Here is a 23,242-nt window from a genome sequence, read left to right as displayed (position 1 = left end):
TCTTAGCATCAAGGATAGTCTGTGGCCCGATCCCCGGTTCCGTCCGGCGACCTATTCGGCGCCGATCCGCCTTCATCCAGCGCCTCGTTCCGCCAGGGCCGTGCGGCGCGCGCCAAGCTGCGACCGCTCGCGGATCGGCTGCGCCCGACCACATTGGGCGAGGTCACCGGCCAGGATCACCTGTTGGGGTCCTCCGGCACGCTGATGCGCATGCTGGAGCTTGGGTCCCTCACCTCTCTCATTCTCTGGGGACCGCCGGGCGTCGGCAAGACGACGATTGCCCGTCTCATCGCCGAACAGGCTGGGCTTTTCTTTTCCCAGATATCCGCCGTCTTCTCAGGTGTGGCGGATCTCAAACGCGTCTTCGAGGAAGCGGCGCGGCGCAATCGCACCGGCGAGGGCACGCTGCTTTTCGTGGATGAAATCCACCGCTTCAACCGCGCCCAGCAGGATGCGTTTCTGCCCGTGGTCGAGGAAGGGATCGTGACGCTGATCGGCGCGACGACCGAGAATCCGTCCTTCGCGCTGAACGGCGCCCTGCTGTCCCGCTGCCAGGTTCTGGTCCTGAAGCGATTGGACGAGGCCGCCCTTGGCCAATTGCTGGAGCGTGCGGAGGCCGAAATCGGCCGCAGGCTGCCGCTGACCGCCGAGGCGCGGGCGACGCTGGCCGCCATGTCGGACGGCGACGGACGCTATCTGCTCAATATGGCCGAGCAGCTTTTTTCGCTGCCCGACGAGACCGAGGCGCTGGATGCGACGGCGCTCGCGGACCTGCTGTCGAAGCGCGCGGCGCTGTACGACAAGGACCGCGAGGAGCATTACAACCTCATCTCGGCCCTGCATAAGTCGCTGCGCGGTTCGGACCCCGATGCCGCGCTGTATTGGTTCGCGCGCATGTTGGAAGGCGGCGAGGACCCGCGCTACATCGCCCGCCGCCTGCTGCGTTTCGCGGCCGAGGATATCGGCATGGCCGATCCGCAGGCGCTGCTGGTGACGGAGACGGCCTGGACGACCTATGAGCGGCTGGGCAGTCCGGAAGGTGAGTTGGCCTTGGCGCAGGCGGTGGTCTATCTCGGCACCGCGCCGAAATCGAATGCGGTCTATGCGGCTTTCGGCGCGGCCAAGCGCGCGGCGAAGGCGACAGGCAGCCTGATGCCGCCGGCCCATATCCTGAATGCGCCGACCAAGCTGATGCAGGAGCTGGGCTATGGCGACGGCTATGCCTATGACCATGGGCAGGATGAGGCCTTTTCGGGCCAGAACTACTTTCCGGATGGAATGGCGCGTGAGGAATTCTATCAGCCGGTCGAGCGCGGCTTCGAGCGTGAGATCGGCAAGCGTCTGGATTATTGGGCCAAGCTGCGCCTGCAGCGTCAGCGGGAGCGTGGCGAATGAGTGGTGTTGAAGATCGTGTCGTTTCGGATGACGAGGCCGATATCCGGCTGGACCGCTGGTTCCGCCGGCATTTCCCCGGCCTGACCCAGGGGGCCATCGAAAAGCTCTGCCGCACCGGCCAGATCCGGGTCGCGGGCAAGCGGGTCGAGGCATCGACGCGGCTGCAGCCGGGCCAGGGCGTGCGCATTCCGCCGCCCGTGCAGGCCGCCGCCGACCAGGACGCGCCGCGGCCCATGCCGGTCGCCGACGCGCGCCAGGTCAAGGAGATGGAGCGCATGGTGCTCTATCGCGACGATGAGGTGATTTTGGTGAACAAGCCGCCAGGCCTCGCGACCCAGGGCGGCCCCGGCATCACCAAGCATCTGGACGGCATGCTGGACGGGTTGCGCTACGGCGGCACCCATCGGCCGCGCCTGGTGCATCGGCTGGACCGTGACACATCGGGCATTCTTCTTCTCGCCCGCTCGCCGGGGATCGCGGCGAAACTGGCGGCTGCCTTCCGCACGCGGAAAGTGGAGAAGACCTATTGGGCCGTCGTGCTGGGCCTGCCGGTGCCGATGGAGGGCCGGATCGATCAGGCTTTGACGCGCGTGCAGGGAATAGGCGGCGCGCGCAGCGCCATCGCCCATCCGAAAGACCCCGACGCCCAGAAGGCGGTCACGGAATACGAGACGCTGGACCATGCCGGCCGCAAGTTCAGCTGGCTCGGCCTTTATCCGCATACGGGCCGCACCCATCAGCTACGCGTCCATTGCGCCGCCATCGGCCATTCGATCCTGGGTGACATCCCCTATGGCGGGGAATCGGATATGGAGACGATGCTGGGGCGGCTGCATCTGCATGCCCGCAAGCTGCATTTCCCCCATCCGGCGGGCGGCACCTTGACCGTGTCGGCGCCCCTGACCGCGCATATGGAAGAGACGTTCAAGCAGCTCGGCTTCGTCAATCCGGCGCCCGAGCCGCCCCGCCGCGTCAAGGGCTAAGAGCCGTCAGATTTTAGAGTCCGTCAGGTTTAGTTGGAAACGCCACTAAATCTGTCGTGCGCGGGCCCCGACCCGCGCATCTACCCGGCGGAGCAAGCAAGCAATCGGCCGGCTGGGCGCCGCGGTGGGTAGGTCCGCGCAACAAGTGCGCGGATGACAAATTATCTATTAAAACCTGACAGAATCTAGCCGCCGGGAACGACGATCCGGTCGGCGGGCAAGGGGCCGCCGGTCAGCGCGGCGACGATGCATTCGGCGGCATCCACCGCCATCTGCGTCATCGAACCCGCCGAGACCCCACCGATATGCGGCGTCAGCAGCACGCGCGGGTGGGTGCGGAAGGGATGATCGGGGCGCGGCGGCTCAGGCTCCGTCACGTCAAGCGCCGCACCGGCGATATGGCCGGACTCGATCGCCGCCAGCAAAGCCGTCTCATCGATCAGACCGCCACGGGCGGTATTGATGATGAGCGCGCCCTTTGGCATGCGGGCGAGTGCGGCGGCGTCGATCATGCCACGCGTCTCGGGCGTCAGCGCGGTGTGCAGGGAGATGATGTCGCTGGTTGCCAGCAGTCGCTCCAGGCTTTCCTCGCGCCTTGCGTGTTCGTAGACCTCCGGCGCCGTCTGGCGGGATGTGGCGGCGATCTTCATGCCGAAGGCCGAAGCCAGGCGGGCGGTGTGCTGGCCGATCGCGCCCATGCCGACGAGGCCGAGACGCGCCCCATAGGCGTCACCAACCCACATATCGCCGGCGCGCCATTTCCCGGCGGCGAGCTGGGTCTGAATGCTGGGCAGTTGTTTGAGGAGTGCCAGGATGACGGCGATCGTATGCTCGGCGACCGCGCGGGCATTGGCGCCGGGGGTGCGGGTCACGAGGAGGCGGCGCGCGCGGGCGGCATCGAGATCGATTTCATCCGTTCCGGCGCCATGGCGGGCAATGATGCGGAGATAGGGCGAGGCCTCCATCACGAGAGCCGTGATAGCGCCCTGGCGGGCGATGATGCCGGCGGCCCCGATGGCCTTGGCCTTTGCCGCGACATCCTCAGGCTTGGGAAAGGCCTGCATGAAATGAACGTCCAGTCCCGCGCTTTCCAGAAGAGCCAGACCCTCCTTTGCCAAAAGCGGAGAGGTCACCAGCACGGTCAAGGCGCCCATTCGCTATCGCCTGTCCTTCTGCTCGCGTTCGCGTTCGAAATGCCGATAGTATTTGCCGGTGACGAGGTCGGTCTGCACGACGACCGCGACATCGGTCGTGTTGAACTGCGGATCGACGACGGCACCGTCACCCACGAAACCGCCGAGGCGCAGATAGCCCTTGATCAGCGGCGGCAGGCTGACGAGGACCTGTCGCCCGTCGATCTCGGCCGGGTCCATGCGCCGCATATCGATATAGCGTTCCGGCAGCGCCTTCATGCGGATATCGGCCGGCGCCAGATGATTGGCATGGAGATAGGTGAGCTCCGCCGCGAGCGCATCGACGTCATTGCCCGGCAGGCTGGCGCAGCCGAACATCAGATCGATATTATGCGTGAAGACATAGGCCGCGATGCCGCGCCACAGCAGCTGCATGGCGGCCCGTCCCCGATAGGCAGCGTCGACGCAGGACCGGCCCAGTTCCAGCACGCGGCCGGGGAAGCGTTCGATAAGGGAGATGTCGTATTCATCCGCCGAATAGAAACGGCCGATGGTTTCCGCCGCTTCCCGGCGGATAAGGCGATAGGTGCCGACGACGGCGTCCGGCCCGTCACCCAGATCATGATCGACGACGAGGAGATGATCGGCGACGGCATCGTAGCGGTCACTGTCGCGACCGGTGCGGGCTGCGGTCTCGTCCGGATGGGCGCCGAGTTCTTCGTAGAAGACGCGATAGCGCAGCGCCTGGGCGGCATCCAGCTCATCGGCCGTGCGGGCAATACGGAGGCCGAGATTGCCGGCCCGCAACTCACCGATACCTTCCTCGCGGTCGAGGCTGGGCAATGGTGGCTCGATCACGCTCACTTAGTGCCCACGATCGGCCCCAGGGCCGTTTGCGAGACGCGGCGGCGACTCGGTGTCGGTCGTAGGTCGGCCTTGCCGACGTTTCGCGGGCGTCGGTGTTTCGGCGGCCGTCGCCTGCTCGGGCAAGCGGCGTCCGAACAATTCAAGCCGGTGCGAGACGAGGTCGAAACCGAGGCGCTTGGCGATGCCGCGAATGGCATCTTCCAGCTCGGCATCGATGAATTCGATGACGCGGCCGGTATCGACATCGACCAGATGGTGATGGGGGCCGGGCGTCGTCGGCTCATAGCGCGCTCGCCCGCCGCCGAAATCATGGCGTTCGAGAATGCCATTCTCCTCGAACAGCCGCACCGTCCGATAGACGGTCGCGATCGACATGCGATCGTCGAGGGCGACAGCCCGCCGATACACTTCTTCTACGTCCGGGTGGTCCTCCGCCTCGGAAAGAACACTGGCGATGACGCGGCGCTGCCCCGTCATTTTCAGGCCTTTTTCGATGCACAGGCGCTCGATGCGCGACATCATCGTTGGTTTCCGGTTCTATCCCCGCCGTTCCGGGCGTTACGGTCCTAGGCGTTCAGCCTGGCATCCTGCCAAGCCTACCGCCTTCGGGGACCGTTATAGGAGGAGCCGCCAGAGGAGGCAAAGCTCAGCTGTAACGAAAGTGCAGTTAGCCGCCCCGGGCGCTGCGTCCCGCAGCCTTCACGGGCGCCCCGCGCGGCTTGGTGCCAAGACCGATTTTCTTGGCGAGCGACGAACGCTGCCGGGCATAATTCGGGGCGACCATCGGGTAGTCGGGCGGCAGGCCCCAGCGCTCGCGATACTGTTCCGGCTCCAGATTGTAAGCCGTCTTCAGATGGCGCTTCAGCATCTTCAGCTTTTTGCCGTCTTCCAGGCAGATGATGTAGTCGCCGAACACGCTCTTTTTGATCGGAACGGCCGGCTGCGGCTTTTCGACCACTTCGGGCTGCGCGCCGACATTGGACAGGGTGCGGAAAACTTCCTGGATCAGCGCGGGCAGAGCCTCGGGCGCGACCGTATTATGGGACACATGGGCGGACACGATTTGAGCGGTCCAGCCAAGGACGCTTAGATTGGCGGCATCGTCAGACATTCATCTCTCTCCTGGCCGGATTATAAGGCAAGCACGCAACCTGTGCTAAATATTTCCAATATATGCGACCGTATAGGTAGAATTCGAACAATCCAGCGATGTCATGCCGCTTGGCTTTTATATCGTGCATCGCCGATTCCTCTCCTCTCTACATCTAAAAGCCTAATCCGGGCAACAAGGTTAACAGGTCCTCAAGTAAAGCGGCATCATGACATCAAATACATGTGGGGCGGCATTTCTTGACGTGACCGCCGAAACCTGTCCGATGACCTTTGTCAGAACAAGATTGATGCTCGAACGGCTTGCCGAGGGCGCGCTTCTTCGTGTGCGTCTGCGGGGGCCGGAGCCTCGGGACAGTGTGCCACGCATGGCCGAAACCCAAGGTCATGTCATCGTCGAACGCATCCTGGATGAAGACCCGGATATTCTCGAAATCATCATCCGGCGCGGGCCGAAAGCCTGATCTTGGCGGATTTTCCGGAAAAGCGCGTCGCTGTCATTCTGCCGCCACGCGAAGGCTTCGGTCCGCAATCGGCCGGCGCCGTGGCATTGCTGCAGGCGCGGTTGGCGAAGCCCGACGCGGCGCATGCGTCCGGCTTCGCGGTGACGATTGTGGGCGCGCCGCAAAAGGGGGAGATCTTTCCCTTGCCCTTTCTGCCGGCTGATGAAAGTTGGTCGCTCTGGGGTTCGGATGCGCGCTATGCGGCGGCCGTCACCCGCGTGCTGCGCCGCCTGAAACCCGACCTTATCGAAGTCCATAACCGGCCCGATCTGGCCCGCCGCCTTGCCGCGAGCTTTGCGCCGCGCCGCATCGCTTTATTTCTGCATAACGATCCGCGTTCCATGCGCGGCGCCAAACACGCGGCGGCGCGGGCGGCGCTGTCGCGCAAACTTGGTGCTGTCGTCTGCGTCTCTCGCTTTCTGGCCGATGCCTGGATGGAGGGTATCGCCATAAAAACCGTGTTGGCGCCCCGCGTGCTGCCGAATTCCCTCGACCTCAGCGCTTTGCCGTCGCCGCTACCGCCCGCCGAGCGGGACAAGGTCATCGTCTTCGCCGGCCGCGTCGTCGCCGATAAGGGGGCGGATAGTTTCGTGCGAGCCTGCGCGCAGGCTTTGCCCCAGCTTCCGGGCTGGCAAGCGATCATGATCGGCGCCGATCGCTTTCGCGCCGACAGTCCGGAAACGCCTTTCACCGAGCGGTTGCGACCGGAAGCGGAGGCAGCCGGGATCGCGCTTCTGGGCTATCGCGATCACGCAACGGTGATGGCCGCGTTGAGCCGCGCCGCGATCGCCGTCTTGCCCAGTCGCTGGCCGGAACCCTTCGGCCTGGCAGCGCTGGAGGCCCTGGCCAATGGCGCTGCCTTGCTGGCATCACATCGGGGGGGATTGGCCGAATTGGCGGCTGGCGCCTCTGTGGCGATCGACCCCGATGATGTATCGGGTGTCGCGGCGGCGCTGGTCTCTGTGGCACGCGACCCGGAACGGCGCGCTGCTTTATCGCAGGCAGGTCTGGACAGAGCGCTTCGCTACGATCTGCCGGAGGCCCGCCGCCGGCTCGACGCATTGAGAATGGAATTGCTGACCTCGTGATGCCGCTCAGTCTTCTTTTGCAACGCGCGGCCCTGGTCGCGGTGCTGCTCGTCACGCCTTCGCTGCTCAACGCGCGGGCGCTGGCCGATATCTTCTTCTCCGTCACAGCCATCCTGTTCTTGATCCAATCCGGGCGCACGCGGCAATGGGCCTGGCTGCGTCAGGGCTGGGTGCCCTTCGCCGGCGCCTGGTGGGTTTGGGAGATGATCTGTTCCTTGCCCTTGTCAGGGCCCTTCCATGGCACTTGGCCGAATTTCGTCCAGGCGCTGGTCATGGTGCGATACGGGGTTTTCGCGGCGGCGCTGGAGAATTGGGTGCTGCGCGACCCGCGACCGCGCGTCTGGCTGCGCTGGGTGGTACAAGCCGTCACCGCCTATATCTGCGCCGGTGTCCTCTACCAATATGTCATGGGCAAGAATTTCTACGGCTATGGCCGTTGGGCCGATGGCGAGCTGACCGGGCCTTTCTACAAGCCGCGCGCCGCCCCCGAACTGGTGCGCATCCTGTTCCCCGCGCTGCTGCCGCCGGTCATGACCCTGATTTCCCGGAAATCCTTCTGGTATCGCGCGGCCGGCGTTCTGCTGGCCGCCCTCGGCATCGCCTGCATGGTGCTGATCAGCCAGCGCATGCCCGTGCTGCTGACCATTCTGGGCCTCGCCGTTTCGGCGCTGTTCCTGCCCAAGCTGCGGCCGGTCGCGATCGGGCTTGTCATCGTCGGCGGCCTGGTCATCGCCGCCTCGCCCGTCATCTCACCCCAGACCTATTACCGGCTGGTCGAGAAATTCTCGATGCAGATGGATCATTTCCGGTCCAGCCCCTACGGGCTGCTGCTGCGCCGCGCGGATGAGATGACCGAGCAGGCGCCGATCTTCGGGCGCGGCTTCAATGGGTTCCGCGACGGTTGCCCGGATATGCGCTACTGGGTCGGCTGGACGCATCAGCCTGGCGATATCGGCGGCGGCCTGCCGACCTGCAAACAGCATCCGCATAATTTCTACCTGCAGGCGAGCACGGATGGCGGCTATCCCGGGCTGATCCTGTTCTCGCTGATGGTCATCGCCTGGCTGCGGGCGATGGCGCGCGGGTTGTGGCGAAAGCCGGACGCCGTGCGGGTCGGGCTATTCGCGGCGGCTTTCATTCATCTCTGGCCGATCGCGTCGACCAGTGCCTTCCTCAGCCTGCCGGTCAGCGGCTATTTCTTTGTCGTCCTCGGCTGGGGCCTCGCGGAAGCGCGATGGCGCGAGTCCTAGTGTGCAGCCAAAGCAGAGCCGGACCCTCGCCCTCAGGAAAGACCGGACCTATATAGTCCTGTATAGATTTTCGTTCTTGCCTTCGTGACCCGGAGTATTCCCATGCCCGATACCGTCGTCGAAACAATCGCCACGGCCGTCCCGACCCTGGTTCCCGTGACCGTCCTCACCGGCTATCTGGGCGCGGGCAAGACCACGCTGCTGAACCGCATCCTGACCGAGAATCACGGCAAGAAATACGCCGTGATCGTCAATGAATTTGGTGAGCTTGGCGTGGATAACGACCTTGTCGTCGATGCCGACGAGGAAGTCTTCGAGATGAATAACGGCTGCATCTGCTGCACCGTGCGCGGCGATCTGATCCGCATTCTGGCCGGGCTGATGAAGCGCCGCACCAAGTTCGACGGCATCATCATCGAGACGACCGGCCTCGCGAACCCCGCCCCCGTGGCGCAGACCTTCTTCGTCGATGAAGGCGTGAAGGCGAAGGCGCGGCTGGACGCGATCGTGACCGTGGTCGACGCCCTGAACCTGCCCGCGCGCCTGGCCGACAGCGCTGAAGCCGCCGCCCAGATCGCCTTCGCCGATGTCATCCTGCTGAACAAGATCGACCTGGTCAGCACCGCCGAGCTGGTCGCGGTTGAGGGGCGTATTCGCGCCATCAACGCAATTGCCCCGATCATCCGCTCGGAAAAGTCCGGCGTCGCGATCGAGGCCGTGATGGGCCGCAATGCCTTCGACCTCAACCGTATCCTGGCGCTCGACCCCGACTTCCTCGACAGCGACGAGCATGAGCATAACGAGGAGATCAGCAGCATGAGCTTTACGGTCTCCCGCCCCATCGACCCGCAGAAGTTCAACGGCTGGATCGGCGCGCTGCTCAATGCCAAGGGCGCGGATCTGCTGCGGACCAAGGGCATTCTGGACTATACCGGTGAAGATCGCCGCTTCGCCTTCCAGGCCGTGCATATGATCGCCGACGGCGATTTCATCGGTCCCTGGAAAGAAGGCGAAAAGCGCCAGAGCCGCATCGTCTTTATCGGCCGTGACCTTAACCGTCCGCAGCTGCGCCGCGGCTTCGAATCCTGCCAGGTGGATTGATCAGCCTTATGTCATCTGCTCAATCCCCGACCCGCGAAAACCTGGTCGAGACGCGCGGCTTCCATCGTGCCCTTGATGCCTATGTCGTGCAGATCGCCTTCGATCGCGGCGGCGCTTTCGTCTCCTTCGGGCTGGGAGACGGGTCCGTCCATTTCGCGCCGGTCACCGACGCGGAAGCCGCATGGACCAGCGCCCTGGTGCATGAGGGTGCCGTGCTGGGCCTGGCCGCGGACGTCCTGCCCGGTGCCGTCATCACCGGCGGGGACGACGGCGATTTCCGCCGCGTGAAGCCGGACGGCGAGGCGGTGACGCTCGCTGACCTCGGCTCCAAATGGGTGGACCATGTGGCGACCTTCGCCCCCGGCCGTGGCCGCGACAAGGATGTGCCGATCCTGGCCTGCACGGCGGGTAAGCAGGTTCACCTGTTCGACGCGCGGGGCCAGAAGCTGAAGGTGCTGGAGCATCCCTCCACCGTCACCGGCATCAGCTTCGACAATCGCGGCAAGCGGATCGCGGCTTCGCATTACAGCGGCGCCAGCCTGTGGTTCGTCGCCGCCAAGACCGATGCGCCGCGCCGGCTGGAATGGAAGGGCAGCCATATCGGCGTCGCCCTTCACCCGGACGGCGAATCCGTCGTCACCAGCATGCAGGAGAATGCGCTGCACGGCTGGCGGCTGACCGATAGCCAGCACATGCGCATGAGCGGCTATCCGACCAAGCCGGAATCGATCTCCTTCTCGCGCTCCGGCCGCTGGCTGGCCTCGTCCGGCGCCGATACGATTGTGGTCTGGCCCTTCTTCGGCGGTGGCCCGATGGGCAAGCCGCCGGTGGAACTGGGGGGTGGTGCGAATGTTATCGTCAGCCGCGTGCTGTTCAATCCGCGCTCGGACATGGTGGCGGCCGGTTTCGCCGATGGCCGCGTGGTGCTGGCCGATATCGAATCCCAGCGCATCCTGCCCGTCGCGGCGCCAGGCAATGGCGCGGTGACGGCGCTGGCCTGGAATGACAGCGGCAGCCATCTCGCCTTCGGCACCGAGCATGGCTATGCCGGCGTGGTCGATCTCTCGAAGCGCTGATTGAGCGTCGTGCGCGGACTTGTTCCGCGCATCTACCCGTCTGTGCAGGCAAGCGGCTGTTTGGGCGCCGGAACGGGTAGACCCGCGGCATGCAGCCGCGGGCGACACAAAAAGGTAGCTCCTAAACGGCCCCCTTCTCCCGCCGGAATTCCGGCTTCAGGGTGCGGTAGAGGCTGCGGTAGGCCTCCAGCCTTGGCTGATAGGCGTCGCGCAGATCGGCGTCCGGCGCGATGGTTTCGACGATCGCGGGTTGGGTCGAAACCAGCCCATCACCCGCCGCCATGCGGCCGAGCCGCGCGGCCCCGAAAGCCGCACCATGGGCGCCGTCGGCAAAGCGGTTGAGCGTGAGGCCCGTGGCCGAGGCGATGATGCGGGCCCAGAACCGGCTGCGGGCGCCGCCGCCGATGAACCCGGCCTCGCCCACCGAAATGCCGGCCGAATTCAGCGCCGCGACACCATCGGCGAGGCTGAAGGCGACACCCTCCAACACCGCCTGGATCATCGCCGCGCGATTGCTGTCCGGCGTCAGGCCGAAAAGCACGCCGCGTGCCCAGGGATCGTTATGCGGGCTGCGCTCCCCGGTCAGGTAAGGCAGGAACAGGATCGGACTGGGACCGGTGAACCCCGCCTCGACCTCTTCCAAAAGGGCCGCGATATCCGAGGCCGCGCCAAGCCGGGCCATGGTCGCGAGCGCGCTGGCGCCATTGAGCACGGCGGCCATGGCACTCCACCGGCCGGGCAGGCAGTGGCAGAAGCTATGGACCACCTGCGCCGGGGCCGGCCGGTAGTCATCGGTCGCGACGAAGACCTGGCCGGAGGTGCCGAGCGCCACGAAGCTGCTGCCATTCTCGACCACGCCGATGCCGAGGCCGCCCGCGAGCGTATCCCCTGCCCCGCCCGCGACCACGGTGCCAGGCGACATGCGGAAGCGATGTGCGATCTCCGGTCGCAGCGTGCCGGTATCGGCCGGGCTTTCGACGACCGGCGGCAGCAGGGCCGCGTCCAGCCCGATGCGACGGATGGCAGCGTCGCTCCACCCACGTTGCGCCTCGTCCAGCAGCCAGGTGCCGGCGGCGTCCGTGACGTCGGTCACGTAATTGCCGGTCAGATGCAGGCGAACGTAATCCTTGGGCAGCAGCAGGCGGCGCGCGCGCCCGAGCACTTCAGGCTCATGCTTCTGCAGCCAGAGAATTTTGGGCGCGGTGAGACCCGCCATGGCCGGGACGCCGAGCATGCGGGCAAGGTCCTCGCCCTCGGCCTGCAACGCCTCCGCCTCCGCCTCAGCGCGACCGTCATTCCACAGCATGGCGGGACGAACCGGCCTGTCTTCGGCATCCAGCAGGCAAAGCCCATGCATCTGGCCGCTGAGGCCGATACCGCGCACGCGGCCCATGAGGTCCGGATGACCGGCAGCGAGCTGATCCAGCACGGCTTCCACGGCTTGCCACCAACTGTCCGGCTCCTGTTCGGAAGCATGGGGCATGGGATGCTTGGGCGCCGGCACGGGGATGGAGACAGAGGCGAGAACGGCCTCCCGCTCGTCAACGATAATGGCTTTGACGGCAGAGGTGCCGAGATCGATGCCCAGGTAGCAAGTCATGGGGTGAAGCCTCGTCCGCGTCCGATGATGCCCGTACCGAACTTGTCTCGTAGCCGGTTCAGCGCCTGCTGGCGAGCGACCCGCCGCTCGGAATCGGGGTCGGCGAGATCGACCGGGTCCGCGTCCTGCACGGCGCGCAGCGGCTGCGCGCCGAGGCCGAGCAGGCGAAAGGCCGTGCCGTCGATTTCCCGCGCGAGAAGAGAGCGGCCGGCCGCGTAGAGCAGATCCGGCAAGGCGGTCGGCACCGCGAGGCGCAGGCTGCGGGTGCGCAGCTTATGCTCGCTGGTCTTGAGCTTCAGCGTGATGCCGCCGGCCGCGAATTCTTCCCGGCGCAGCCGCCGGGCCAGCTTTTCGGCGATCTGCCACAGGATCCTCTCCAGCTCCGGCAGGGTCCGGATATCCGTGTCGAAGGTCGTCTCGGCGCTGATCGATTTCGTTTCCCGCACCGGCTCGACGCGGCGGTCATCCTCGCCCCGCGCACGGCGGCAGAGCGCCGGGCCGTCCGGCCCGAGCAGGCGATAGGCGGTCGCGACGTCGAGCGCCTGAAGCTGGGCCAGGCGCGTGAAACCGATACCCGTCAGCCGGGTCGTCGCGGCGGGGCCGATGCCGGGCAGAAGACTGACCGGCTCGTTCGCGAGAAGCTGTGCGGCCTCCGCGCCGATGACCGAGAAGCCGCGCGGCTTGTCGCGCTCGGCGGCGAGTTTCGCCAGCAGCCGGTTATGAGAAAGCCCGATCGAGATGGTGACGCCGATCTCGGCCTCCACCCGGCGGGCGAGGCGGGCCAGCATGACGGCCGGCGGCGCGCGATGCAGGGCTTCGGTGCCGGCGAGGTCGAGTGCCGCTTCGTCGATCGACAGCGGCTGCACCAGCGGGGTCATATCCGCCATCAGCGCGCGGATGCGGCGGGATTCATGAACGTATTTCGCCATTTCCGGCCTCATGACGACGGCGTCCGGGCAGAGTTTCAGCGCCTTGAACATGGGCATGGCCGAGCGCACGCCCGAAAGCCGCGCGATATAGCAGGCCGTGCTGACGACGCCGCGATGGGCGCCACCGATGATCAGCGGGCGGCTGGCAAGGTCCGGATGATCGCGCTTCTCGACGCTCGCATAGAAAGCGTCGCAATCGATATGGGCGATGGTGAGGGTGAAAAGTTCGGGATGGCTGATCAGGCGCCGCGATCCGCAGGCCTTGCAGATGCGGTGCGGTTCTTCGCTGATGGCGTCGCAGGATCGGCACAGGGTGGGCATGGCGCGGTCGGCTCCGTATGCGCCAATCTAGCCGGCCTGGCCCCGCGATGCCAGAAAGTCAGACGCCAGACAGTCAGACCGCGGCGAGCGCGGGGATTGTGGCCAATGCGCGGGCATCCAGCAGGCTGTCCGGCAGCAGGCTGCGGAAGGCGGCGGCCAGTTCCTGCAACAGCGGTTCGACGGCAGAGGTTTTCCGCCAGACCAGCGCGATGCGGCGGCTGGGATTGGCACCCTCGAAAGCCAGAAGATGCACCGGCCGCGCATGCGGCGCGGCCATGCCGTGGGCGGCCAGCGCCGGGATCAGCGTCATGCCGATGCCGGCCATGACCATCTGGCGCAAAGTCTCAAGGCTGGTCGCGCGGAAGCCCGTGGTTTCGCGCGAGCCCGAGGTATCGCAGACGGCCAGCGCCTGATCGCGCAGGCAATGGCCGTCTTCCAGAAGGAGCAGATTATAGTTGGCGAGTTCGGCGATGCGGATGGTCTGCCGCGCCGCCAGATCATGATTGTTCGGCACGGCGAGCAGAAAGGGCTCTTCGAACAAAAGCTCGCTCTGCAACTGCGCGTCATGCACCGGCAAGGCGAGGATGACAGCGTCGAGCTTGCCGCTTTGCAGGCGTTCCAGCAGCGGGTCGCTTTTCTCCTCCGTCAGGAACAGTTCCAGATGCGGGAAGCGCTGTTTGATGCCGGACATGACATGCGGCAGCAGATAGGGGCCGAGCGTCGGGAAAATGCCGAGGCGCAGCACGCCGGATTCCGGCGCGCTCATGCGCTTGGCCGCATCCTTGATAGCGGCGGCCTCATTCAGAATACGTCGCGCGCGGGCCGTGATATCCTGCCCCGCAGGTGTCAGCATGACATTGCGGGGTGACCGCTCAATCAAGGTGACGCCGAGTTCGTCTTCCAGCTTGCGGATCTGGGTCGAGAGCGTGGGCTGGCTGACCAGGCAAAGCTCCGCCGCCCGGCGGAAATTCCGCTGGTCGGCGAGCGCGACCAGATATTGCAGGTCGCGGAGGTTCATCGATCTCTCAAACCGTCATCCGCGCACGTGTTGCGCGGACCGACCCATCGCGGCGCCCGGACGGTTAGACCCGCGGGACGAGCCCGCGGGCGACGATTTAGGATAGCCGCTCAAGCGGCCTTCGCTTCTTCCGTCTCGGGAACCGAGGAGCGGATCAGGTAATCGAAGGCCGAGAGCGAGGCCTTGGCGCCCTCCCCGGCTGCGATGATGATCTGCTTGTACGGAATCGTTGTGCAATCACCAGCCGCGAAGACGCCGGGCAGAGAGGTCTGGCCGTGCCCGTCGATGACGATTTCACCGCGCGGCGACAGGTCAAGCGTACCCTTCAGCCAGTCCGTATTCGGCAGCAGGCCGATCTGGACGAAGATGCCTTCCAACTCGATCGTGTGATGCTCACCGGTCACGCGATTTTCATAGACGAGGCCTGAAACCTTCTGGCCGTCGCCCTTCACTTCCGTGCTGCGGGCGGAGACGAGAACGGTGACGTTCGGCAGGCTGTGCAGCTTGCGCTGCAGCACGGCATCCGCGCGCAGCTTGGTGTCGAATTCGATCAGCGTGACATGCTTCACGATGCCGGCGAGGTCGATGGCGGCCTCGACACCGGAATTGCCGCCACCGATGACCGCGACGCGCTTGCCCTTGAACAGCGGGCCGTCGCAATGCGGGCAATAGGCGACGCCCTTGTTGCGATAGATGTCCTCGCCGGGCACGCCCATCTGGCGCCAGCGCGCACCGGTCGACAGAATGACGGTCCTGGCTTTCAGCACCGCGCCGCTTTCCATATGGACGGCGAAGTGATCGCCCTCGCGGTTCAGCTCGGCCGCCTTCTGAAGGTTCATGATCTTGACGTCATTCTCACGCACATGCGTCTCAAGCGCCTGGGCGAGTTTCGGACCTTCGGTATGCGGGACGGAGATGAAATTCTCGATCCCCATCGTGTCCATGACCTGACCGCCGAAACGCTCGGCCGCGACACCGGTGCGGATGCCCTTGCGCGCGGCATAGACGGCGGCCGCCGCCCCGGCGGGACCGCCACCGACGATCAGCACCTCGAACGGCGCTTCGGCGGAGAGCTTCTTCGCTTCACGGCCGGCGGCACCGGTGTCGAGCTTGGCGACGATCTCTTCCACGCCCATGCGGCCCTGGCCGAAAACCTGGCCGTTCAGGAAGATGGTCGGCACGGACATGACCTGACGCGCATCGACTTCCTGCTGGAACAGCGCGCCGTCGATCGCCGTATGGCGGATCTTCGGGTTTAGCACCGCCATCAGGTTCAGCGCCTGCACCACATCCGGGCAGTTCTGGCAGGAGAGGGAGAAATAGGTCTCGAAGGTGAAATCGCCGTCGAGGTCTTTGACCTGCGCGATCATCGCCGTCTCAAGCTTGGACGGATGGCCGCCGACCTGGAGGAGGGCGAGGACGAGGGAGGTGAATTCATGCCCCATGGGCAGGCCCGCGAAGCGCAGGCCGATATCCTGTCCCGGTGTCGTCAGCGCGAAAGACGGAGCGCGCTCGCCATCATCATGGGATTCGGACAAGGAAATTTTGGAGGAGGCTTCCTGCAATTCATGCAGAAGCTCCATCATGTCGCGGGATTTGGGGCTGTCGTTGACGGAAGCCTTGATCTGGATGGGACGGACAACCCGCTCCAGATAGGCCTTGAGCTGTGTCTTCAGATTGGCATCCAGCACGGGATGAACTCCGACGGCTAAAGGAGAGGGCAAGGCAAATCAGGGAAGGCGCCGCCCGCTCTCGAAGGAACAGGCGGCGATCGTCAGATGAGGCTAGCCTCAGATCTTGCCGACGAGGTCGAGCGAGGGGGCGAGCGTCAGTTCGCCCTCTTCCCACTTCGCGGGGCAGACTTCGCCCGGATGGGCTGCGACATACTGGGCGGCCTTGATCTTGCGGAGGAGTTCCTTCGCATTGCGGCCAATGCCCTCGGCGGTGATTTCCACGGACTGCACGATACCGTCCGGATCGACGATGAAGGTCGCGCGGTCGGCAAGGCCCATGCCTTCACGCATCACGCCGAAGTTGTTGGTGACGGCGCCGGAGGGGTCGCCCAGCATGGTGTACTGGATCTTGCCGATGGTGTCGGACGTGTCGTGCCAAGCCTTGTGAACGAAATGCGTGTCGGTGGAAACGGAGTAGACCTCGACGTCCATCTTACGCAGTTCTTCGTAATGATCGGCGACATCGCCGAGTTCGGTCGGGCAGACGAAGGTGAAGTCGGCCGGGTAGAAGAAAAACACGGCCCAGCTGCCGAGGACGTCCTGCTCGGAGACCTCGATGAACTTGCCCTGCTTATAGGCCTGGGTCGTGAAGGGCTTAATTTTGGAATTAACGTTGATCGACATGCGCTTTCCTTCTGGCTCAGTGCGAGTACCGCCGTGAAGGAGCATACTGCGATGCACCATATCTACCAAATAGATAAATACGTGTGGATTGATAGATTTTATCTATCATTCGCTGCGATGCAGCACAGATGATTTGCTAAATTATTGATAGAATTCAGAAATCCCTGAAGGATGCGAAAGCGATTCTGGACGGCTTCGCGTCTTCAGGTCATTGTGACAGGACGAAGACAAGGGCCAGAGCAGCACCCGACGCCTGCCTGGCACGTCATAATTCACGCAAAACCGATCATAAAAAACGGGGGGAGCCGATGAGCAAGCAATCCAAGCACCAGGACGAGCGTGCGGCACCTGAGACGGAGAAGGCGAGTAAGCTTCCCGGCAAGGTCTATGCGCGAGAGCTGGAACGGCTTCACGTCGAACTCGTCAAACTCCAGCAATGGGTCGTGCATCATAAGCTGAAAGTCTGCATCGTCTTTGAAGGCCGGGATGCCGCCGGCAAGGGCGGCACCATCAAGGCGCTGACGGAACGGGTCAGCCCCCGCGTGTTTCGGGTCGTCGCCCTTCCCGCGCCGACCGAGCGCGAGAAGACACAGATGTATGTGCAGCGCTATTTGCCTCACCTGCCGGCCGGTGGTGAGGTCGTGATCTTCGATCGCAGCTGGTACAATCGGGCCGGTGTCGAGCGCGTCATGGGGTTCTGCAGCGAAGACGTCTCCAAGCGCTTTCTGGAGACCCTGCCCGGCATGGAAAAATCCATGATCGAATCCGGCATCATCCTGATCAAATACTGGCTGGAGGTCGGTGAGGCGGAGCAGGAGCGGCGGCTTAAGGCCCGGATCAGCGACGGTCGCAAAACCTGGAAACTGTCACCGATGGACCTGAAGTCCTATGCGCATTGGTACGATTACTCGCGCGCCAGGGACGATATGTTTGCCGCGACCGATACGCCCTGGGCGCCTTGGTTCGTTGTCCGGTCCGATGACAAGAAACGCGGGCGGCTGAACACCATCTCGCATCTCCTGCGGCATATCCCTTACGAGGAATTGCCGCAATCGAAGGTCGAATTGCCGGACCGGCAGAAGCCGCACGGCTATGTCGACCCGGACTATCCGTTCAAGTTTATCGCGGAGCAGACCTATCCGGTCGAATAGGCCCGCTCCGCGAAATCTTGGTTAGCGCCGCTCGACCTGGGAGACGTCGCGGATGGCGCCGCGCGACGCGCTGGTCGTCATGGCCGCATAGGCCCGCAGCGCGGGGGAAACCACGCGCTGCCGGTTTTCCGGCTTCCAGCCGGCAGCGCCTTTGGCCTCCATCGCGATGCGGCGCAGGCCCAGTTCCTCATCCGTCAGCGCCACGCGCAGGATGCGGTTGGGGATATCGATCTCGATGATATCGCCGTTCTGCACCAGACCGACGGCACCGCCCTCGGCCGCTTCCGGAGACATATGGCCGATGGAAAGCCCCGCCGTGCCGCCGGAGAAGCGACCGTCGGTGATGAGCGCGCAAGCCTTGCCGAGGCCCTTCGACTTCAGATAGCTGGTGGGGTACAGCATCTCCTGCATGCCCGGCCCGCCCTTGGGGCCTTCGTAGCGGATCAGCACGACCTCGCCGGCCTTGACCTCGTCACCCAGAATGCCGGCGACCGCGTCATCCTGGCTTTCGAAGATATGGGCGGGACCCGAGAAGACGAGGTTTGAAGCGTCAACCCCGGCGGTCTTCACGATCGCCCCTTCTATGGCGATATTGCCGAAGAGCACGGCCAGACCGCCATCCTTGCTGAAGGCGTTCTCGATATTGCGGATCACGCCCTTCTCACGGTCGGTGTCCAGTTCCGCGAAGCGGCGTTCCTGGCTGAAGGCTTCCACCGTGCGCACGCCGCCGGGGGCCGCGCGATAAAGCACGCCGGCCGTGCTGTCCGGGTCCGCACCCACAACATCCCACTGCGCCAGCGCGGCACCCATGGTCGCGCTATGGACTGTCGGCAGGTCCGTATGGATGAGGCCCGCGCGGCTCAGCTCGGACAGCAGCGCCATGATGCCGCCAGCGCGATGCACATCCTCCATATGGACGCTCATCACCGAAGGCGAGACCTTGCAGAGGTTGGGCACGCGGCGCGACAACCGGTCGATATCGGCCATGGTGAAGGGGATTTCGGCTTCCTGCGCTGCGGCGAGCAGATGCAAGACCGTATTGGTCGAGCCGCCCATGGCGATATCGAGCGACATCGCATTCTCGAAAGCCTGGAAGCTCGCGATATTGCGCGGCAGGGCCGAAGCGTCATCCTGCTCGTACCAGCGGCGGGCGAGATCGACGATGGTCCAGCCGGCTTCCACAAACAGCTTGCGGCGATCGGCATGGGTCGCGAGCAGGCTGCCATTGCCGGGCAGCGACAGGCCCAGCGCTTCCGTCAGGCAGTTCATGGAATTGGCCGTGAACATGCCGGAGCAGGAGCCGCAGGTGGGGCAAGCCGAGCGTTCCTGCACTTCGGCATCGGCGTCCGACACATGCGGATCGGCGGCGGCGACCATGGCGGTGATGAGGTCGGCGCGCTTCTCGACCGCCGCACCGCCGGTGCCGTCAGCCTTGATCTTGCCGGCTTCCATGGGGCCGCCGGAGACGAAGATCGCCGGGATATTCAGCCGCATCGCGGCCATCAGCATGCCGGGCGTGATCTTGTCGCAGTTGGAGATGCAGACCAGCGCATCGGCGCAATGGGCCTGAACCATGTATTCCACCGCGTCGGCGATCAACTCCCGCGAGGGCAAGCTGTAGAGCATGCCGGCATGGCCCATGGCGATGCCGTCATCGACCGCGATGGTGTTGAATTCCTTGGCGACACCACCGGCCTTCTGCACTTCCCCGGCGACGAGCTGGCCGAGATCCTTGAGATGGACATGGCCGGGTACGAACTGCGTGAAGGAATTGGCAATGGCGATAATCGGCTTGCCGAAATCGCCGTCGCCCATACCCGTCGCGCGCCACAGCGCACGGGCGCCGGCCATGTTGCGGCCATGGGTGGAGGTGCGAGAGCGATAGGCGGGCATAGCGCAATCCTTAACTGCTGCGGCGTCACATTGCCATTCGTGACTAAAATACGCCCTTCGGCATTATTTTGCGACCCATCTGGCCTGCCGTCTTGGAATTTCTGGTCTCTGCTCAGAGCTTGAGACGCTGCCGCGCGTTCAAGGCCGCAGGCTCACCTCTTCGTCCTCAAGTGAAAAGCCGACCTTCAGCGTCACCTGATAATAGGCGACCTTGCCGTCCTCCACCTGTCCGCGCGTCTCGATGACTTCGAACCAGCGGATATGGCGGATGGTCTTGGATGCCTTGGCGATGGCGGATTGAATGGCGTCTTCGACGCTGGCGGGCGAGGAGCCGACGACTTCGATCAGCCTGTACACATGGTCGGTCATGGGATTTCTCCGGTTGTTGTCTCGCAGCGTCATGTTGGTGGCGCCGGCGAAAGCTCAAGCACCGGATGGCCGGCTTTACCGCCCCTGCCCTCTCGTTCCATCATCGGCAAAAGCAGAAAGGGAGGCGGGCCTTGCATCAGGAAGAACTGGTTTTCGTTGGTATTTGCGATCTGGCCGGGCTGGTGCGCGGCAAGGCCTTCCCGGCGGTCGAGCTGGAGCAGCGCCTGGCGCAGGGCATGGGCATGACCGGCTCCAACATCATGATTTCAGCCTTCGGCAGCATCCTTTCCTCCCCCTTCGGCACGGTCGGCGATCTGGTGATGAAGCCTGACCCTTCGACCGGCGTGTTGGTGCCTTTCGACGGCGCGGCGGCGGAGCGCTTCTATATCGCCGATCTGCAGGCGCTGGACGGCGCGCCCTGGTCCTGCTGCCCGCGTGATTTCCTGCGCCGTGGCCTCGCGGCCCTGGAGGCGGAGACCGGCTTGCAGCTGAAAGGCGCCTTCGAGCAGGAATTCGTGCATCTCGGGATCGAGGACCGGCCGGGCGATGCCTATTCGCTCAGTTCCTTCCGCCGTCAGGGCATATTCGGTGAGAGCGTGGTCGGCGCATTGCGCGCGGCGGGCATAACCCCGGACAGTTTCCTGCCGGAATATGCGCCCCGCCAGTTCGAGGTGACGGTGAAGCCGACCTTCGGCATGCGGATCGCCGATGAGGCCGTCATTACCCGCGAAATCCTGCGCGCGGTCGCCGAGCGCAGCGGCCATCGCGTGACCTTGGCCCCTGTGATGGCGCCGGACGGCGTCGGCAGCGGCACGCATATCCATTTCAGTCTGTGGAACCAGGACGGCAGGCCCGTCTCCCGCGATCCGTCCGCCCCCTACGGCATCTCCCCGCGCATGGCGCCGTTCCTGGCCGGCGTGCTGCATCATCTGCCGGCGCTGACGGCGGTGACTACGCCCTCCGTCGCGTCGTACTATCGGTTGCAGCCCAATCGCTGGGCGCCGGTCTGGGCTTTCCTGGGCGTTCAGGATCGCGGCGCCGCGTTGCGGGTGGCGCCCATTTTCCCGGGTGCCGAGGATAAGGCCGACAGCCAGTTCAATATCGAGTTCCGGGTCGGCGACGCCAGCGCCTGCCCCTATATGGCGCTCGGCGCCATTGTTCATGCCGGTCTCGACGGTATCAGGCAGAATATGACACTGCCGGCCGAGCGCTCAGACTTCTGGCAGATGTCGGAAGCCGCGCGGGCGGAAGCGGGTATCCGCACCCTGCCCCGCTCGCTGGACGAAGCCTTGGATCTGCTGGAAGCGACCACGGCAGCGAAGGACTGGTTCGGCGAAACGCTGCTTTCCGCCTATCTCGAATTCAAACGATCCGAGATCCATGCGCTGGATGAGCTGGAACCGTCCGATATCTGCGACCGCTATGCAGCGATTTATTGAGGATAAAGCGTGATGAAAGACTTCCAGCTGAGCCGCAATGTGCCGGTGGTGGCGGATGAGACCGCGCTGCTGCTCATCGATGCGCAGAATTACACCATGCCGGGCGGCGGCGAGTATATCGGTCTCGACCCCGCCGAGATCGAGCGCAAATACGGCTATTTCTTCCGGGAGATGGAAAGCCGGGGCATCCCGAATATGCAGCGCCTGCAAAGGGCCTGCCGGACGGCGGGTATCGAGGTCCTGTACACGGTCATCGAAAGCCTGACGCAGGATGGCCGCGATATGGGGCTGGACTACAAGATCAGCGGGTTGTTTTGCCCCAAAGGCTCCCGCGACGCGCAGGTGCTGGATGCGCTGAAGCCGGGGCCGGATGAGATCATCATTCCGAAAACCTCATCCTCGGTCTTCATCTCGACCAATATCGATTATGTGCTGCGCAATCTGGGTATTCGTTACCTGATCATCGTCGGTGCCTTGACCGATCAATGCGTCGATTCCGCCGTGCGCGACGCCTGCGACCTCGGCTATCTGGTGACTTTGCCGACGGATGCCTGCGTCACGCAAAGCCCGCTGCGGCATGAGACGTCGCTCGCGAATAACAAAGGCTATTGCCGTCAGGTGACGACGGCTGCCCTGGTCGCGGAGATCGCGGCTTTGGCCGGCGCCTGAATGATGGGCGATCCGGACGGTTTGAGAGGTTAGAGGCCATTGGGTTTAGTTGGAAACGCCACTAAATCTGTCGTGCGCGGGCCTAGCCGGCCGCACCCCGACCCGCGCATCTACCCGGCGGAGCAAGCAATCGGCCGGCTGGGCGCCGCGGCGGGTAGGTCCGCGCAACAAGTGCGCGGATGACAAATTATCTATTAAAACCTGACAGACTCTAGAGTCCGCGGGGTTTAGCTGGCCCCCAATCCGTCGCCCGCGGCCCTGTGCCGCGGGTCTACCCGTTTTGGCGCCCAGACGGCCGCTTGCCTGCACGCAAGGGTGGGTCCCCGGAACAAGTCCGGGGATGACCAATTATCTATCGAAGCCTGACGGAGGTTAGCCGACGCCGAGAAGCTCGACGTCAAAGATCAGCGAGGCGTTCGGCGGGATGACGCCGCCGGCGCCGCGTGCGCCATAGCCGTGCTGGGGCGCCAGGAACAAAGTGCGCCGGCCGCCGATGCGCATCGATGCGACACCGAGATCCCAGCCTGAAATCACCTGCTGCACGCCGAGCGTGAACTGGAAGGGCTGGCCGCGATCGCGCGAGCTGTCGAACTTCTTGCCCGGCGCACCGTCATTATCCAGCCAGCCCGTGTAATGGACCGTGACTTTCTGGCCCTGGGTCGGTTGCGCGCCATCCCCCACGACATCGTCGCGGTAGCGCAGGCCCGGATGCAGGGTCATGAATTCGTCTGCCATAGTCGAAACTCCATGCTGGCGGCGGCGGCAGCAGTTGCCGCAGCGCCTGGTTAGGGTAGTGCGCCAGCCGTGCCAGACAATCGGCTTCGGTGGAAGGGAGACTTGCGCAGACGGACCGCGCGGGGGACGAGTAGCGCTCCGGCATCGTTTCCGCCATGCTCACCCCGACCGCACCAGGGCAGTCCGAGGCCAGATCGCCAAAGCGCGCTGTCTTGTAGAGCAGGCAGGTCAGTCTACCTCCACACAATCCCGCTT

Annotated in this window: 22 protein-coding genes; 10 read left to right on the top strand and 12 right to left on the bottom strand. The window is 64.6% G+C overall.

The genetic code is table 11. The features are described 5' to 3' along the window. Nucleotides 1-21 precede the first annotated feature (21 nt). Together ACELLULO517_RS11885 and ACELLULO517_RS11880 are read left to right on the top strand one after the other, a co-directional pair. Entirely contained in the window at nucleotides 22-1,395 is a 1,374-nt protein-coding gene (locus tag ACELLULO517_RS11885) for a replication-associated recombination protein A (protein WP_227307579.1), read from the top strand. Further along, nucleotides 1,392-2,378, top strand: a complete 987-nt coding sequence (locus ACELLULO517_RS11880) for an RluA family pseudouridine synthase (RefSeq protein WP_227307578.1) — start codon at nucleotides 1,392-1,394, stop codon at nucleotides 2,376-2,378. The genes ACELLULO517_RS11885 and ACELLULO517_RS11880 overlap by 4 nt, the downstream gene beginning before the upstream one ends. Nucleotides 2,379-2,563: 185 nt before the next feature. Here the strand turns inward: ACELLULO517_RS11880 and ACELLULO517_RS11875 are convergent, their stop codons facing one another. The 4 genes from ACELLULO517_RS11875 to ACELLULO517_RS11860 all read right to left on the bottom strand — a co-directional run bounded on the left by ACELLULO517_RS11875 (nucleotide 2,564) and on the right by ACELLULO517_RS11860 (nucleotide 5,489). Further along, entirely contained in the window at nucleotides 2,564-3,532 is a 969-nt protein-coding gene (locus ACELLULO517_RS11875; RefSeq protein ID WP_227307577.1) for an NAD(P)-dependent oxidoreductase, read from the bottom strand. A gap of 3 nt (nucleotides 3,533-3,535) precedes the next feature. Then, entirely contained in the window at nucleotides 3,536-4,375 is an 840-nt protein-coding gene (locus ACELLULO517_RS11870; RefSeq protein WP_227307576.1) for a GNAT family N-acetyltransferase, read from the bottom strand. After that, nucleotides 4,376-4,900 (bottom strand): Fur family transcriptional regulator, encoded by a 525-nt coding sequence (locus tag ACELLULO517_RS11865; RefSeq protein ID WP_227307575.1) that lies wholly within the window; start codon nucleotides 4,898-4,900, stop codon nucleotides 4,376-4,378. Between the two features lie 145 nt (nucleotides 4,901-5,045). Beyond that, nucleotides 5,046-5,489 (bottom strand): MucR family transcriptional regulator, encoded by a 444-nt coding sequence (locus ACELLULO517_RS11860; RefSeq protein ID WP_227307574.1) that lies wholly within the window; start codon nucleotides 5,487-5,489, stop codon nucleotides 5,046-5,048. A 208-nt stretch (nucleotides 5,490-5,697) separates the two neighbouring features. On the opposite strand from ACELLULO517_RS11860, the gene ACELLULO517_RS11855 reads away from it, so the two are divergent. From ACELLULO517_RS11855 to ACELLULO517_RS11835, 5 genes are all read left to right on the top strand, one after another. Further along, on the top strand, nucleotides 5,698-5,952 hold the full coding sequence (locus ACELLULO517_RS11855) for a sulfurtransferase TusA family protein (RefSeq protein WP_227307573.1): 255 nt from the start codon (nucleotides 5,698-5,700) through the stop codon (nucleotides 5,950-5,952). 2 nt (nucleotides 5,953-5,954) lie between these two features. Then, complete coding sequence (locus ACELLULO517_RS11850) at nucleotides 5,955-7,079, top strand: glycosyltransferase family 4 protein (protein ID WP_227307572.1); 1,125 nt, start codon at nucleotides 5,955-5,957, stop codon at nucleotides 7,077-7,079. Continuing rightward, the gene (locus ACELLULO517_RS11845) at nucleotides 7,079-8,329 is read left to right on the top strand and encodes an O-antigen ligase family protein (RefSeq protein ID WP_227307571.1); all 1,251 of its coding nucleotides are present in this window, start codon (nucleotides 7,079-7,081) and stop codon (nucleotides 8,327-8,329) included. Before ACELLULO517_RS11850 ends, ACELLULO517_RS11845 begins: the two co-directional genes overlap by 1 nt. 102 nt (nucleotides 8,330-8,431) lie before the next feature. After that, entirely contained in the window at nucleotides 8,432-9,430 is a 999-nt protein-coding gene (locus ACELLULO517_RS11840; RefSeq protein WP_227307570.1) for a CobW family GTP-binding protein, read from the top strand. Between the two features lie 8 nt (nucleotides 9,431-9,438). Then, nucleotides 9,439-10,506 (top strand): WD40 repeat domain-containing protein, encoded by a 1,068-nt coding sequence (locus ACELLULO517_RS11835; protein ID WP_227307569.1) that lies wholly within the window; start codon nucleotides 9,439-9,441, stop codon nucleotides 10,504-10,506. Between the two features lie 121 nt (nucleotides 10,507-10,627). Here the strand turns inward: ACELLULO517_RS11835 and xylB are convergent, their stop codons facing one another. The 5 genes from xylB to ahpC form a co-directional block, all read right to left on the bottom strand. Then, the gene (xylB, locus tag ACELLULO517_RS11830) at nucleotides 10,628-12,106 is read right to left on the bottom strand and encodes a xylulokinase (RefSeq protein WP_227307568.1); all 1,479 of its coding nucleotides are present in this window, start codon (nucleotides 12,104-12,106) and stop codon (nucleotides 10,628-10,630) included. Next, nucleotides 12,103-13,356 (bottom strand): DNA polymerase IV, encoded by a 1,254-nt coding sequence (locus tag ACELLULO517_RS11825; RefSeq protein ID WP_227307567.1) that lies wholly within the window; start codon nucleotides 13,354-13,356, stop codon nucleotides 12,103-12,105. The genes xylB and ACELLULO517_RS11825 overlap by 4 nt, the downstream gene beginning before the upstream one ends. A 73-nt stretch (nucleotides 13,357-13,429) precedes the next feature. After that, nucleotides 13,430-14,374: a LysR substrate-binding domain-containing protein gene (locus ACELLULO517_RS11820; RefSeq protein ID WP_227307566.1), complete on the bottom strand. Its 945-nt coding sequence runs from the start codon at nucleotides 14,372-14,374 to the stop codon at nucleotides 13,430-13,432. A gap of 110 nt (nucleotides 14,375-14,484) precedes the next feature. Beyond that, the gene (gene ahpF, locus ACELLULO517_RS11815; RefSeq protein ID WP_227307565.1) at nucleotides 14,485-16,065 is read right to left on the bottom strand and encodes an alkyl hydroperoxide reductase subunit F; all 1,581 of its coding nucleotides are present in this window, start codon (nucleotides 16,063-16,065) and stop codon (nucleotides 14,485-14,487) included. Between the two features lie 99 nt (nucleotides 16,066-16,164). Beyond that, nucleotides 16,165-16,731 (bottom strand): alkyl hydroperoxide reductase subunit C, encoded by a 567-nt coding sequence (gene ahpC / locus ACELLULO517_RS11810; RefSeq protein ID WP_227307564.1) that lies wholly within the window; start codon nucleotides 16,729-16,731, stop codon nucleotides 16,165-16,167. 308 nt (nucleotides 16,732-17,039) lie between these two features. On the opposite strand from ahpC, the gene ppk2 reads away from it, so the two are divergent. After that, complete coding sequence (gene ppk2 / locus ACELLULO517_RS11805; protein WP_227307563.1) at nucleotides 17,040-17,882, top strand: polyphosphate kinase 2; 843 nt, start codon at nucleotides 17,040-17,042, stop codon at nucleotides 17,880-17,882. 21 nt (nucleotides 17,883-17,903) lie between these two features. On the opposite strand, the gene ilvD is transcribed toward ppk2, so the two are convergent. Both ilvD and ACELLULO517_RS11795 read right to left on the bottom strand, forming a co-directional pair. Continuing rightward, the gene (gene ilvD / locus ACELLULO517_RS11800) at nucleotides 17,904-19,775 is read right to left on the bottom strand and encodes a dihydroxy-acid dehydratase (RefSeq protein WP_227307562.1); all 1,872 of its coding nucleotides are present in this window, start codon (nucleotides 19,773-19,775) and stop codon (nucleotides 17,904-17,906) included. Between the two features lie 138 nt (nucleotides 19,776-19,913). After that, entirely contained in the window at nucleotides 19,914-20,144 is a 231-nt protein-coding gene (locus tag ACELLULO517_RS11795; protein ID WP_227307561.1) for a dodecin, read from the bottom strand. A gap of 131 nt (nucleotides 20,145-20,275) precedes the next feature. Between ACELLULO517_RS11795 and ACELLULO517_RS11790 the strand changes: the two genes are divergently transcribed. After that, nucleotides 20,276-21,583, top strand: coding sequence for a glutamine synthetase family protein (locus ACELLULO517_RS11790; RefSeq protein ID WP_227307560.1), 1,308 nt, complete (start codon nucleotides 20,276-20,278; stop codon nucleotides 21,581-21,583). Between the two features lie 12 nt (nucleotides 21,584-21,595). Continuing rightward, nucleotides 21,596-22,252 carry an isochorismatase family cysteine hydrolase gene (locus ACELLULO517_RS11785; RefSeq protein ID WP_227307559.1) on the top strand — a complete coding sequence of 219 codons (657 nt, stop codon included), beginning with the start codon at nucleotides 21,596-21,598 and terminating at the stop codon, nucleotides 22,250-22,252. A 372-nt stretch (nucleotides 22,253-22,624) separates the two neighbouring features. Here ACELLULO517_RS11785 and ACELLULO517_RS11780 read toward each other — a convergent pair whose 3' ends face one another. Further along, nucleotides 22,625-22,987: an FKBP-type peptidyl-prolyl cis-trans isomerase gene (locus ACELLULO517_RS11780; protein ID WP_227307558.1), complete on the bottom strand. Its 363-nt coding sequence runs from the start codon at nucleotides 22,985-22,987 to the stop codon at nucleotides 22,625-22,627. Between the last annotated feature and the right edge of the window lie 255 nt (nucleotides 22,988-23,242).

It is taken from the genome of Acidisoma cellulosilyticum (assembly GCF_020621385.1).
Taxonomy (GTDB): Bacteria; Pseudomonadota; Alphaproteobacteria; order Acetobacterales; family Acetobacteraceae; genus Acidisoma; species Acidisoma cellulosilyticum.
The sequence above is the reverse complement of the archived record's forward strand: the minus strand, read 5'-3'. Positions and strand labels throughout refer to the sequence as shown.